This window comes from Rhodococcus sp. 06-462-5 (genome assembly GCF_002258315.1).
GTDB lineage: Bacteria > Actinomycetota > Actinomycetes > Mycobacteriales > Mycobacteriaceae > Rhodococcoides.
The window spans coordinates 25,823-39,544 of sequence record NZ_NOYD01000038.1 but is presented as its reverse complement, the minus strand read 5'-3'; the positions used below and the strand labels follow the sequence as shown (position 1 = coordinate 39,544).

The window sequence follows — 13,722 nt, the reverse complement described above, 5'->3', positions numbered from 1 at the left end:
TAAGCGTAGCCGAACAGCCTGAGAAGGCAGTGTGCGAAAAACAGACCTACAGTTCCAATGTGCAGTCGCCCGCAGCGGCGGAAATACACGTCTGGACGCGGTCTCCCTCGCTGTGTTCCTTACCCGAGCGAAGGTCGATGACGTGTCCGGCCGTCAACGGCACCACACACGTCTGGCAGATACCCATCCGGCAGCCGAACGGCATCTGAACGCCGACGTTCTCGCCGGCTTCCAGCAGACTGGTCGCGCCGTCGACGGTGGTCTTCTTGTCCGACTTGGAAAACGTGACCGTGCCGCCGGCACCGGAGGTGTCGGCGCGCGAGATCTCGAACCGCTCCAGGTGAAGCCGGTCCTCGATTCCCTCGCGCTTCCAGGTCTTCTCGATCTCTTCGAGCAGTGCTGCCGGCCCGCACGCCCAGGTATCGCGCGTACGCCAGTCGGGGTAGAGCTCGTCGAGCGAGGCGAGTGCGAACTTGCCGTCCGATCGCGTCAGCTGCACGTGCGAGGTGAAGTTGGGATGAGACTTCTCCAGCGCGGCGATCTCGGCGGCGAACATGACTTCGTCCTCGGTGGGTGCCGAGTGGATGTGCACGGTGTCGGGCATGTCGCCGTGTCGATCCAGCGCCCGCAGCATCGAGATGATCGGGGTGATGCCGCTGCCTGCCGTGACGAACAAGATCTTGTTCGGCGGCGGCACGGGCAGCGCGAAATTGCCCTTCGGGGCGGCGAGCCGAACGATGGTTCCCTGTGGCACGCCGCCGACGAGGTGCGAGGAGAGGAAGCCCTCCGGCATCGCCTTGACGGTGATGGAGATCAGCTTGTCTTCCCAGTTCGGCGGGGAGGTCAGGGAGTACGACCGCCAGTGCCATCGCCCACCGAGGTGCAACCCGATCCCGATGTACTGGCCGGGCCGGTAGTCGAAATTGAAGCCCCAACCCGGCTGGATCACCAGGGTCACCGCCGTGGCGGTTTCCTTCTCCACTCGCACGATTCGGCCGCGCAGTTCGCGCGCCGACCAGAGAGGATTCGCCAGATGCAGGTAGTCGTCGGGCAACAAGGGGGTGGTGATGCGGGTGAAGGCACCACGCACCATGTTCAGTCTCGGACGCTTGGGGGCCGATACACCGGCCGCCGGAGCCTCCAGCCACTTCTTCAGATCCATCGGGTGTTCCATCCCCTCGATCGAGATACTGAACCGCTTGCGGTCATCGAGGTTACGCTACCGTAGGTTCGGGTCCGGGAACACCTGTGCCGGTGCGAATCGTGCGCGAACGAACACGGCGGAGTCACAGCAGTTCGAGCAGAAACGACAACTCCTGCGGGGCGTACCACGCGAGCGTGTGATCCTCGGCGTCTCCGAGCACGAACTCCGCGTCCACGTCACCCATGTCCGCGGCATCGACCGCAGCGACAGCCTTGGCCACCGCCGATTCGGCCCCTTCGAGATCGACGTGGACCGACGCGACCTGGTCCATCCGCAACGGTTCCTTGAGCCGGACGACGGCATCGTCCAGATCGGGGCGCAGAGTGGGATCGTCCACATCGGCTGCGATGACCGCCCGCCGGTACACCACTCCTTCGGCGACCGTCCCGGTGTCGGTCTCGTCGTCGACTGCGGCAGCGATCAGTCGTAGAGAGGCCCGAGCGGCCTCCCCCATCGCCACCTCGGAAAGCTCCTCGTCGTCGCCGGACGAGTACGCCTCACGCAGCGTCGGTGTCACCGCGAAGGCCGTGCGCGAGACCGGGCTGAACTCGCCCTCCGCCGACAACACTTTCAAGAACTCCAGCGTCGCCGGAACGTAGACACGCATTGCAGATGACCTCACACTCTCGATTCGTTGCTGGCGTCGACCAACTCTTCCAGCGCCTCGTGCAGAAGCGCCGTCACGACGTCCACGTCGGGCATGGCACCTCGATCGGCATTGAGCCCGAAGAACACGTAGCCGTCGTAGGACGTCAACCCGATGCTCATCGCCTGGTTCTCGAACAGCGGCGACACCGGATACATCTCGAGCATGCGCGCTCCGCCCACATACAGCGGGAACTGGGGTCCGGGCGCGTTCGTGACGATCAGATTGAACACCCGCTGAGAGAGCCGACTGCCCGCTCGCGCGCCCATCGCGTGCAGGCTCGCGGGCGCGAAGCCGGAGATGCGCATCAGTGTCTGTGCGGTGACTCCGCGACTCTGCTTGGCGTGCGCCTCGGTGGCGTGCGCAATGTGCGAGAGCCGCACCACGGCATTCGATTCTCCGACGGGCAGGTCGACCAGAAACGACGAGACCTCGCTGCGATCCTCCTCCGTCGGTTCGGCCGGCCGATCGGCCGCATCTCCGAAACCGACCCGATCGGCCGAGACGTACACCGACATGGGAACCATCGCCCGCACCGTCGAGGAGGCCGTGACGGGCTCACCCCGAGAGAGCAACCAATTGCGCAGTGCCCCGGTGACGACGGCGAGAACCACGTCGTTGATCGAGCAGTCGAACCTGTTGTGGATTCTGCGGTAATCGGCGAGCTCGGTCTTGGCGACCGCGAATCTGCGGTTTCGCGAGATCGGGGCGTTCAGCGGACTCGACGGTGCGCTCTGGGTCGCCGTGCGCAGCACCGCCGCGACCTTCGCCGCGGCCCGCAGCGCCTCGCCCGCGACACCGGCAGCCCCGTGGACCGCGCCGCGCAGAGCCTCGACGCTCTCCCCGGGACGCACCACCAACTCGGTCAGCGCATCGATGACCAACGCCGAATCCTTGGGCTCACGCGCAGGCATCCAGAGTTCCTCGGCCATCGGCGGCGGGTTCTTGCTCGCATCCAGAATGACCTGACCGATGTCGAGCGCGTGTTCGCCGTCGACCAGCGCCGAGTGTGACTTGCTGAAGACCGCGAAGCGATTCTTCGACAACCCCTCGACCAGGTACATCTCCCACAGCGGCCGGGTGCGATCGAGTGGGCGCGAGGTCAGCCGCGCGATCAGATCGTGCAACTGATCGTCCGAACCCGGCTTGGGCAGCGCCGACCGGCGAATGTGGTAGGTGATGTCGAAATCCGCGTCGTCGACCCATACCGGCCTGGCCAGACCGAAGGCGACCTCACGCACCTTCTGCCGATACCGGGGAACCAATGCCAATCGTTGCTCGACCAACGACAGCAGTCGGTCGTAACTGAATCCACTGCGAGGAGTGCGGAAGATGGCGAGCGACCCGAGGTGCATAGGGCTGCTACTGGCCTCGAGAAAGTAGAACGACGCATCCTGCGCTGTCAGCCTGGTCGCCATCGCGTGTTCCAGTCCCCGTCCTCGCGTGAAGTACGCGCCGCTTCCTGTGGCCGGGCGCGCAGTGTGCTCGAACCTAGAGTACGTGGCGGACAAATGTCGGTCTCGCGGTCGGTCGAGGGCCGTGTCGCGGGCCGATCGAGGGTTTTCGACGGGAACCGAACGCGCTCTCGAACCGTCAATGTCGGTGTGAGCGTCATCGAATCGAACGACCCGCCGGACATCGCGGACACGTCGGCCCCCGGCCCGCGACTCCGCGCCGAACATCATCGCTTTCTCTCGCGTGCCGCTCCGTTCGAACCGCCGCTCTGCTCCGGTGCCGTGCACACGTGGGATCCGGCACCAGCCACCGAACCGCCGCAGGCCCGGCACCGAACATCCGTGCGCAGCAACCGTTCTCGACGGCGCATCGAGCCTCCCGGAAGGCCACCGGTGCCCGCAGATGCACGTTCGAGCGCCGACCGCGCGATGCGCATGATGATCGAGGTGATCGATCGACGTCGCAGCGCAGACCAGCTGTCGCCCCTGTTCACCGCCTCGATGATCGACCTGGTGCGGACCATAGTGCGGAACCCGCCGCCGGGCAGACGACTCGGCTTCGCTGCAGTGCGTCGGGTACATGTGGCGTATCGATCGGATGTCTCCGCGGAGATCTTCGGCTCCTACACCCGCGGCCCGCGCACGTTCGCCTTCGCCGGCCGAATCGAGCTGGCCATCGACCCACGCCGGCCCGGGTGGACGGTCACGTCGCTGCACGTGGGCTGACGGTCGCGTCGCCCGGCGGCGACGCGACCGTCGTGCACTACCTCTTGCGCTTGGAGCGAGCTGCCTTCTTGGGTGCCTTGCTCTGAGTCCTCGCTGCTTCGCGACGCTCGCGGCGGGTGCCCTCGGCGGCGGACTCGCTGCCGGACGGGGACGGACCGGATCGGCGTACGGCAGTGCCACCGCCTTCGGCAGGACCGGAGAAGGTCAGTCTCTGCTCGTCCTGCTCGTCGAGACCCTTCGCCCGCAGAGCCGAGGGCACTGCGGGGGCGGTAGGTGCCGGAGCGGTGGGTACAGCGGCAGTGGGTGCCGGTGCCGTCGGTGCCGGTGCTGCGGCGGGTGCCGGTGCCGGGCGGCCGGAGCCCACCGGAGAGGACAGTCCCGGAGCCACGGCCAGACCAGCCGAGGCCGCAGGTCCTGTCGGGGCCGGTGTGGCCTCGACCTGCAGGTTGAACAGGAAGCCGACCGACTCCTCCTTCAGGCCGTCGAGCATGCCCTGGAACATGTCGTAGCCCTCACGCTGGTACTCGACCAGCGGGTCGCGCTGCGCCATTGCACGCAGGCCGATGCCTTCCTTGAGGTAGTCCATCTCGTAGAGGTGCTCGCGCCACTTGCGATCGAGTACCGACAGCAGTACTCGGCGCTCGAGTTCGCGCATCCCGTTCTCGCCGGCGATACCGTCGATCTCGGCCTCGCGGGTGGCGTACGCAGATCGCGCGTCTTCGAGCAGCGCCTCACGCAATTCGTCGCGGCTCAGGTCGCCCTTCTCGCCGTCCTCGTTCTCGCCGGCGAGCACCTTGTGGTCGATCCCCACCGGGTAGAGAGTCTTCAGCGCGGTCCAGAGCTGTTCCAGATCCCAGTCCTCGACGTAGCCCTCGACGGTGGCACCGTCGACGTAGGCGGTGATCACATCGGTGATCATGCCCTCGACCTGGCCCTCCATGTCGGCACCTTCGAGAATGCGGCGGCGCTCCTCGTAGATGACGGTGCGCTGCTGGTTCATCACCTCGTCGTACTTGAGAACGTTCTTGCGGATCTCGAAGTTCTGCTGCTCGACCTGGGTCTGCGCACTCTTGATGGCCTTGGACACCATCTTGGCTTCGATCGGGACGTCGTCGGGCAGGTTGAGCCGGGTCATGATCGACTCGAGTGCGCCGCCGTTGAATCGACGCATCAACTCGTCGCCCAGCGAGAGGTAGAAACGCGATTCGCCCGGATCACCCTGACGACCGGAGCGGCCTCGAAGCTGGTTGTCGATACGACGCGAATCGTGTCGCTCGGTACCGAGGACGTACAGCCCACCGGCCTCGCGCACGGTATCGGCGTCGGCCTTGACCTGTGCCTTGACCTCTTCGAGCGCGGGCTCCCAGGCAGCCTCGTAGTCCTCGGGGGTCTCGACCGGGTCCAGGCCCTGCTTGCGAAGCTTCAGGTCGGCGAGGATGTCGGGGTTGCCGCCGAGCACCACGTCGGTGCCTCGACCGGCCATGTTGGTGGCCACCGTCACCGCGCCTTGCCTGCCCGCCTCGGCGATGATCGTCGCTTCCTGCTCGTGGAACTTCGCGTTCAACACGTTGTGGGCGACACCGCGCTTGGTGAACTGCTTCGACAGGTACTCCGAGCGCTCGACGCTCGTCGTGCCGATGAGGACCGGCTGGCCCTTCTCGTGCCGCTCGACGACGTCGTCGACGACGGCGTCGAACTTGGCCTCTTCCGTCTTGTAGATCAGGTCGCCGTTGTCCACTCGGACCATCGGACGGTTCGTCGGAATCGGAATGACGCCGAGTCCGTAGATCTGGTGGAGCTCGGCAGCCTCGGTCTCGGCGGTACCCGTCATGCCCGAGAGCTTGTCGTAGAGACGGAAGTAGTTCTGCAGGGTGATCGTGGCCAGAGTCTGATTCTCGGCCTTGATCTCCACCTTTTCCTTGGCCTCGATCGCCTGGTGCATGCCCTCGTTGTAGCGGCGTCCCACCAGGATGCGACCGGTGAACTCGTCGACGATGATGACCTCACCGTCGCGGACGATGTAGTCCTTGTCCTTCGTGTAGAGCTCTTTGGCCTTGATCGCGTTGTTGAGGTAGTTCACGAGCGGCGAGTTGGCGGCCTCGTACAGATTGTCGATGCCGAGCTGATCCTCGACCAGTTCGACGCCTGCCTCGTGCACACCGATGGTCCGCTTGCGGATGTCGACCTCGTAGTGGGTGTCGACCTTGAGCATCGGCGCGATACGGGCGAACTCTCCGTACCACTTGCTCGACGCGTCGGCCGGTCCCGAGATGATCAGCGGTGTACGGGCCTCGTCGATGAGGATCGAGTCGACCTCGTCGACGACGGCGAAGTTGTGGCCGCGCTGCACCAGGTCGTCGAGCGAGTGCGTCATGTTGTCGCGCAGGTAGTCGAAACCGAACTCGTTGTTGGTGCCGTAGGTGATGTCCGCGGCGTAGGCGGCGCGGCGTTCCACCGGCGTCATGCCGGAGAGAATCACGTCGACCGAGAGACCGAGGAAACGGTGCACGCGACCCATCCACTCCGAGTCGCGCTTGGCGAGGTAGTCGTTGACCGTCACCACGTGCACACCCTCGCCGGAGATGGCGTTGAGGTAAGCGGGCAGAACACACGTCAGTGTCTTGCCCTCACCGGTCTTCATCTCGGCGATGTTGCCGAAGTGCAGGGCGGCACCACCCATGACCTGAACGTCGAAGTGTCGCTGCGACAGCACTCGCCAGGACGCCTCGCGGGCCACGGCGAAGGCCTCGGGCAGGAGCTGATCCAGGGTCTCGCCGGCGGAGTACCTCTCCTTGAACTCCGCGGTCTTGCCGCGCAGTTCGTCGTCGGAGAGGCTCTCGATGTCCGGAGACAGGGTCGAGACGTGGTCGGCGATGCTCTTGAGCCGCTTGACCATGCGACCTTCACCGACACGGAGCAGCTTGGAAAACGACAGCGACGGCACGGGCTTTCTCGTCCTCGATCCTCGGTTCACGGGTACTGGTACGAACAACACTGCATACTGCACGAGCTCACGGGTTCGTCACCACGACTTCTGCGCGGCGGGTAACCCGAACGCGTCCATGGTAGGCGGTGTCGCTGCGAACCCGGCAGCCCGACTGTCGGTCGTCGGAGATCGCCGGTCGGCCATTCGGACAACACCGACACAGCACTGCAGGCTCGACGTGGGGATCGAGTCTCCGGTGTCGAGCCTGCAGCGGTGAAAAGATTTCACGGACGGCGAACGAGTCGAGCCGTCCCTGACGGTCCGGTCAGGTGAGTCTGATCAAGCCGTAATCGAAGGCGTGCCGTCGGTACACGACCGAGGGGCGATCGCTTGCGCTGTCGTGGAACAGGAAGAAATCGTGACCGACGAGTTCCATTTCGTACAGTGCGTCGTCGACGCTCATCGGTGCGGCCGAGTGGATCTTCGTTCGCACGATGTGGCCCGGGCCGCTCTGGTCGTCCTCGAACGAATCCAGTTTCGTCTCGGGATCGAGTGCCAGCGTGTCGTCCTCGGCGAGTTCGGCAGTGGCCTCGGCGACGGACACGGGCCGCTTCTCGCCGTAGTGGACCTTGCGACGGTCCTTGGTGCGCCGGAGTCTGCTCTCGAGTTTCGACGTCACCGCTTCGAGTGCGGCATAGAAACTGTCGGCACACGCTTCGGCTCGAACGACCGGGCCCTTGCCCTTCGCGGTGATCTCCACGCGTTGACATGCCTTGGCCTGGCGGCGATTTCGCTCGTGCTGCAGTTCGACGTCGAACAGGTAGATGGAGGGATCGAAGCGCTCGAGGCGAGCCAATTTCTCGGAGACGTATATCCGGAAATGATCCGGTATCTCGACGTTGCGGCCTTTGACCACGACGTCCGCATTGCTCTTGGCGGGTTCTTCCGAGGGCTTCTCGTCGAAGAAAACCGAGGCTTGTGAAGGGGTCGTCACGCGTACCTCCAGATATCGGCCACGCCCACTGTTGGACGTGGCAAGTGTGCATGCCGAAAGGGGAACCTTCCGGCATCAAAGTCCGGGGCATCACCTCACATCTGGTCCAGTCGGTGCGTGTCCGCGACGTTAGTCGGTCATCGACTCGTGTGCCACCGTTCACCCCGAATTGGTTGTCGGCGTGTCCCTCCACCTCGCACTCACGCACTGGCCACCACCAGTGCGCCGGCCACCGGCACTCCGAAATCGGTTAGCACTCTTGCCGATTCGGCCAATGTCGCGCCGGTGGTGACGACGTCGTCGATCAGCAGAACGGTGAAGTCCGCCGACCCCATCACACGTGTGTCGGCTCGCGGTGACGCCACCCCGACGGCCTCGATCCGGCCCGCCACGTTGTGCTGCCGTTGCCCGGCGGACAGTCCGACCGAATCGCGGACTCCGCCGGTCATGCGAAGCAACTCGGGCACGAGCACTCGCTCCGGTGCCAACTGTTCGGCGGCGATACGAGCGCATCGCAGCACGGGATCACCCCCGCGAGCGCGCGCCGCACGAGCCCTAGAGGGCGCGCAGATCAGAATCAGCGAACTCAGCTCGGGTGGATCGATCTCGCCTGCGTCGCGTAGATGTCCGACGGCCTCGGCGAGTGCGCGCCCGAAAGGCAGGGCCACCGACCGACGGCCTCTCTCCTTCAGGGCGATCACACCACTGCGGCGTGGCCCGCTGTAGGTACCGAGAGACCAGCACGGCACACCGGGATCGACTCGTGGGCGAACGGCGATGGGCGGGACGAACAGGGCCAGGGAACACACCTGGCACCAGTGCTCCCCCGGCACACCGCACCCGGCGCACTCGAGGGGCAGAATCAGATCGAGAAGCGACCGCATGGCTGCGGAGTCTGCCCGGGCCCACCGACAGACATCCGCGACCGACGTCAGCCGGGCAGAATCGGCACCGCTTTGACTCCGGCCAATCCGGTGACCTCGCGCCAGTATCGGTCGCCGACCGGATCGGCATTGTTGAGGGCGAACACGGCCCGAGCATCGGCCACGTACTCCGTTTCCGGCGAGGCATCGACAGCCAACACCGGAGTGGTCAGATTGCGTGAGGGCAGCGGATCCATCCGGGAGCCGTCGACGGTCACCTCGACCACCGGTGTGTCGGTGGCGACCCGCGCGATCACGATGGTGTCGCCGGTACTCCAGTCCAAACTCGTGGCGTCGCTACCGAGTCCGATGGCCACCGCCCTCGGTTCGGTCAGGGAGTACACGCCCGAGGGCTCGCGCACCACCGTCGCCACGTACACGACGCCGTCGACGATGAGCGCCGCTCGCACGCCGTCACGGGCAAGTCGCAGTTCGGTGATCCGGTTGCCGAGCGTCGTGACGGAGGTGGCCTCGACCGGTATCACCGACACCTGACCGGTGGAAGGATCGCGGGCAGCTCGGATGACGTTGGTGCCGTCTATCACCGCCCACGCGGCGTTGTCGTCGGCCCCCCACGTGGGCCGCGTGATCGACTGCCCCTCGGCCACGGGGAACGCACCACCGTCGTAGCTGCCGACCATGAGCGTGCTCGACGGCGCGGGGGCGGGCCGTCCGGTGTCCGCGACGCCCGCCACCAGGGTGCCGTCGTTGGACAGCGCCACCGAGCGCAGATTGCGGGCCTGCCCGAAGTACCCGGGAGCGGGGGTGGTCTCCGCCTCGTCGACGCGGAGCAATGTGCCGGACGCGAGTGCGTGCAGTCCGACACTGTCGTCGGTACTGCCCAGCGGATCGAACGAGTCGACGCCCGCGGTCGTCCACCCGTCGGGCTTCGTCGTGTCGATGGGTTGACCGTCGGCGAGCAACACGTACGGCCCTGCCACCTCGGCCGAGGCGAGAGTCCAGATCACCTGAGCGGCAAGCAGTTCGCGGTCGCGATCACCCTTGTTCTGCAGGCCGCCGAAGTCGATCTTGATGCCACCGAGTCCCACCCCGACCTGTGAGGTCTGACCGTCGGCCTTGGTGATCGGCCCGCGAATACTCACGTCGTCGGACAATTCGTTGCTCACCGCGGCCGACAGCGCCGACTTGGGGCCGTCGATGAGCAGCTGCACGAGCTGGTTGGCGAGCTGGTCCTGCGATCCGCTGGTCCACCGCACATCGGGTACGAGTACGCCACCGAGCGGATCGACGAAGTAGAGCGATCGCTGTTGATAGGTGTTCAGAAACGCGGATCGATCGATGACGACGCCCGGCGGCAGTTTCGAGATCCGCCACTGACCGTCCACTCGCGCCATCTCTATCGCGGCGTCGAAGGTGTCCGAGCCGGCCTGATACTCCCCGCCGGAGGCCAGCATCCCGGCCGTCGTCGAGCGGATCGTGAACTGTGCGGTTTCTGCAGTTCGCGGGCCGGAAAGGGTGTCGATCCGGTCCGCCACGACCGTCCGTGCGCCGTCGTCCCAGGTTCCCGACGCCTCCTCGGTGAGGAACTGTCGGGCGGCCTGGTGCCTGTTGGCCGAGACTGCGCTGGCCTCGAAGAAGTCGTCCAGCAAGCGATCGGGCTCGCGTCCCGGCTCGGGAGCAGGGGCACTGGTGGGCGCGGCACCGGCGGTCAAGGTGCCGATGGCCTGGGGACTGGACGACTCGGGAAGGCTGGCGCATCCGCTCACGAGGGCGACGACGAGCCCGCACATCGCCAGCACTCGGGTGCTGCGCCGACACGAGAAGATCACGTCGCGGGCTCCGACGCGGATGTCCTCGGCGTGGATGTCTTGGCTGCGGTGATCGAGGGAATCGGTTGTCCTTGTGCGAATTTCCTGGTGCTGGGTTTGAGGGGCAGCGGGGATCCGATCACCTTGTGCCCGCGCACGAGCGGCAGGGTGAGCCGGAAGCACGCGCCTTCGCCTACTGCTCCCCACGCTTCGAGCTTACCGTCGTGCAGGCGGGCGTCCTCGACGCTGATCGCCAGCCCCAGGCCGGTGCCGCCGGATCGCCTGACGCGGGAGGGATCCGAGCGCCAGAACCGGTTGAACACCAGCTTCTCTTCTCCCGGTCGCAGACCGACACCCTGATCGCGCACCACGAATGCTGCGGCGTCGGCGTCCGAGCGCAGCCGCAGCAGGACCGGCTTGCCTTCGCCGTGATCGAGTGCGTTGGCCAGCAGATTTCGCAGGATCCGTTCCACCCGTCGGGGGTCGACCTCGGCGATCACTGCGGTCTCGGGCATGTCGACGATCACTTCGGTGCCGGTCTCGCGCGCCAGGTGCCGCACGGTCGACACTGCCGCGCGCGCACACATGCGCAGGTCGAGCTGTTCGGCGGCCAGCTCGGCCACGCCCGCGTCGTGGCGGCTGATCTCGAGCAGGTCACCGAGCAGGGTCTCGAACCGATCGAGCTCGTTGACCAACAGCTCCGAGGATCTCTTCAGTGCGGGCTCGAGGTCGTCGCTGGCGTCGTGGATGAGGTCTGCGGCCATCCGAACGGTGGTGAGGGGGGTGCGCAGTTCGTGGCTGACGTCGGAGGTGAATCGGCGCTGCAGGTTACCGAATTCCTCGAGCTGGGTGATCTGCTTGGACAGGCTCTCGGCCATCTCGTTGAACGACATCGCGAGCCTGGCCATGTCGTCCTCGCCGCGGACCGGCATGCGCTCCTTGAGCCTGCCGTCGGCGAACCGCACCGCGATCCTCGACGCCGAACGAATGGGCAGGACCACCTGACGTGCGACGAGCATCGCGATCGCCGCGAGCAGTACCAACAGCACCACTGCGCCGATGAACAACGTGCCGCGCACGAGCGAGAGCGTGCGATCCTCGCTGGCCAACGGAAAGATGAGATAGAGCTGCAGAGCCGAGATGTCGGAACCGGTGGGAGATCCCATGATCAGGGCCGAGCCGGTATACCCGCCGTCGCTGTCGGTCACCGTCGCATACTGCGAACTGATCAGGCCCTTCTTGACGAAGTCGCGCAGGCTGTTCGGGATCTGATCGACCGGACCGACCGAGGCCTCCGCGCGGGTGGCGTCGCCTTCCACGATCAGGACCGGATCGAACGATCCGGCCGACCCGGTGGTCGACGCGGCGTCCAGATCCTGATTGGTCAGTGCCGCCCTGGCTCGTTCGAGGCGCGTCGCGAGCCCGCTCGAATCGTCGGCTCCGGCGAGGTTGCCCTCGACGGTGGTCCGCGAACGGTCGAGTTCCTCGGTGGCGGCGGACAGCTTCGCTTCGAGCAGTCGATCGGTGATCTGGCTGGTCAACACCACACCGAGAATGAGGATGACCACCAGGGACAGCGTCAACGTCGAGACGACGACGCGCAGCTGCAGTGAACGACGCCAGGCATGGCCCAACGTCGTACTCAGCGAACGAAACCAACGCAGTACCGGAGAGAACTTGCCGTTGATTCGCCGCCGAGAATGGGAGAAACGGATCACGGCGGTCCGGCCTTGTAGCCGACCCCCCTCACGGTCAACACCACCTCGGGGTTCTCCGGATCCTTCTCGACCTTGGCGCGCAGACGCTGCACGTGCACGTTGACCAGTCGGGTGTCGGCCGCGTGGCGGTAGCCCCAGACCTGTTCGAGCAACACCTCTCGAGTGAACACCTGCCGCGGTTTGCGGGCAAGCGCCACGAGCAGGTCGAACTCGAGTGGGGTGAGGGAGACGAGTTCGTCGCCGCGACTGACCTTGTGGGCCGGCACGTCGATGACGATGTCTGCGATGGACAGCAGTTCGGCGGGTTCGTCCTCGGTCCTGCGCAGGCGCGCGCGCACCCGAGCGACCAGTTCCTTCGGCTTGAAGGGCTTCATGATGTAGTCGTCCGCACCGGACTCGAGGCCCAGGACGACGTCGACGGTGTCGGTCTTGGCTGTCAGCATGACGATCGGCACGCCCGAATCGGCACGAAGGACGCGGCAGACGTCGATGCCGTTCATGCCGGGAAGCATCAGGTCGAGCAGCACCAGGTCCGGCCGGTTCTCGCGCACGGCAGCCAGTGCTTGCGTGCCGTCGCCGACCACGAAGGGCTCGAATCCCTCACCGCGCAACACGATGGTGAGCATCTCCGCCAGAGCCGAATCGTCGTCCACAACCAGAATCCGAGGCTTCATGGTCCTATGGTGTCACTTTCCGAACGCCTGATGGCTGATTGAACATGTCGGCGGCGAGTCGATCGGGATCGACGTCGGCGGTGACGACTCGCCACGGCGACACCCAGTGAGAGGCAGCGAGGCCGCCGTACGCAGCCGAGGTTCGGCTCTGCAGTGAGCCGTCCCGCTCGTAGGCATCCCTGGTGCGAGCGGCGTCCGCACTCTCACGGGCCGCAGCACGCTCGGCGGCGAGCGCCACCGGGACGTCGAGGAGAATCTGGACGTCGGGAACGGGTACCGCGAAACGGTCGAATTCGAGCGACCTGATCCATTCGACGGCCTCGCCGTCGGCGGACTGCCCGAGCCGAGCCGCGGTGTAGGCGGCATTGGATGCCACGTACCGATCGAGAAGGACGATGTCGTTGTCCGAGAGCAACTCTCGGATCTCGTCGCCCGCGTCCCGGCGATCGAGCGCGAACAACAGAGCCATCGCGTGCACGCTGCCCGCGGTGTCACCGTGTTCGCCGTGCAACGCCTCCGCAGCCAGATCGGCGTGGATCGACCGGTCGTACCGGGGAAACCCGATGCGCTCGATCGACAGGCCGTCACGTTTCCACGCCGAAACGAGCCGACGGGCGAGCGTGTTCTTGCCCGCTCCGTCGACTCCTTCGATGACGAACAGTTTTCCCACTGCCGGACCGGCCCCGTC

General features: G+C 65.9%; 11 protein-coding genes. 1 reads left to right on the top strand and 10 read right to left on the bottom strand.

Annotated elements, in window-relative coordinates; genetic code table 11:
• Window positions 1-46 precede the first annotated feature (46 nt).
• The 3 genes from CH251_RS17400 to CH251_RS17390 form a co-directional block, all read right to left on the bottom strand.
• Entirely contained in the window at window positions 47-1,162 is a 1,116-nt protein-coding gene (locus CH251_RS17400; RefSeq protein WP_032398293.1) for a ferredoxin reductase, read from the bottom strand.
• A 124-nt stretch (window positions 1,163-1,286) separates the two neighbouring features.
• Complete coding sequence (locus CH251_RS17395; protein ID WP_094614262.1) at window positions 1,287-1,811, bottom strand: hypothetical protein; 525 nt, start codon at window positions 1,809-1,811, stop codon at window positions 1,287-1,289.
• A gap of 11 nt (window positions 1,812-1,822) precedes the next feature.
• Window positions 1,823-3,268 carry a wax ester/triacylglycerol synthase family O-acyltransferase gene (locus tag CH251_RS17390; protein ID WP_094614475.1) on the bottom strand — a complete coding sequence of 482 codons (1,446 nt, stop codon included), beginning with the start codon at window positions 3,266-3,268 and terminating at the stop codon, window positions 1,823-1,825.
• A gap of 186 nt (window positions 3,269-3,454) precedes the next feature.
• Here CH251_RS17390 and CH251_RS17385 point away from each other — a divergent pair, with 186 nt between their 5' ends.
• On the top strand, window positions 3,455-4,030 hold the full coding sequence (locus tag CH251_RS17385) for an Rv3235 family protein (RefSeq protein ID WP_143537811.1): 576 nt from the start codon (window positions 3,455-3,457) through the stop codon (window positions 4,028-4,030).
• 37 nt (window positions 4,031-4,067) lie between these two features.
• Here the strand turns inward: CH251_RS17385 and secA are convergent, their stop codons facing one another.
• From secA to CH251_RS17345, 7 genes are all read right to left on the bottom strand, one after another.
• Window positions 4,068-6,974 carry a preprotein translocase subunit SecA gene (gene secA / locus CH251_RS17380; RefSeq protein WP_094614260.1) on the bottom strand — a complete coding sequence of 969 codons (2,907 nt, stop codon included), beginning with the start codon at window positions 6,972-6,974 and terminating at the stop codon, window positions 4,068-4,070.
• Between the two features lie 307 nt (window positions 6,975-7,281).
• Window positions 7,282-7,950: a ribosome hibernation-promoting factor, HPF/YfiA family gene (gene hpf / locus CH251_RS17370; RefSeq protein ID WP_094614258.1), complete on the bottom strand. Its 669-nt coding sequence runs from the start codon at window positions 7,948-7,950 to the stop codon at window positions 7,282-7,284.
• 200 nt (window positions 7,951-8,150) lie between these two features.
• The gene (locus CH251_RS17365; RefSeq protein WP_094614257.1) at window positions 8,151-8,834 is read right to left on the bottom strand and encodes a ComF family protein; all 684 of its coding nucleotides are present in this window, start codon (window positions 8,832-8,834) and stop codon (window positions 8,151-8,153) included.
• Between the two features lie 47 nt (window positions 8,835-8,881).
• Window positions 8,882-10,624 carry an MtrAB system accessory lipoprotein LpqB gene (lpqB, locus tag CH251_RS17360; protein WP_143537815.1) on the bottom strand — a complete coding sequence of 581 codons (1,743 nt, stop codon included), beginning with the start codon at window positions 10,622-10,624 and terminating at the stop codon, window positions 8,882-8,884.
• Window positions 10,625-10,659: 35 nt separating this feature from the next.
• Window positions 10,660-12,360, bottom strand: a complete 1,701-nt coding sequence (gene mtrB, locus CH251_RS17355) for an MtrAB system histidine kinase MtrB (RefSeq protein WP_094614256.1) — start codon at window positions 12,358-12,360, stop codon at window positions 10,660-10,662.
• Entirely contained in the window at window positions 12,357-13,034 is a 678-nt protein-coding gene (mtrA, locus tag CH251_RS17350) for an MtrAB system response regulator MtrA (protein ID WP_027496508.1), read from the bottom strand. Before mtrA ends, mtrB begins: the two co-directional genes overlap by 4 nt.
• Before the next feature lie 4 nt (window positions 13,035-13,038).
• Window positions 13,039-13,704: a dTMP kinase gene (locus tag CH251_RS17345; protein ID WP_094614255.1), complete on the bottom strand. Its 666-nt coding sequence runs from the start codon at window positions 13,702-13,704 to the stop codon at window positions 13,039-13,041.
• Window positions 13,705-13,722: the final 18 nt, after the last annotated feature.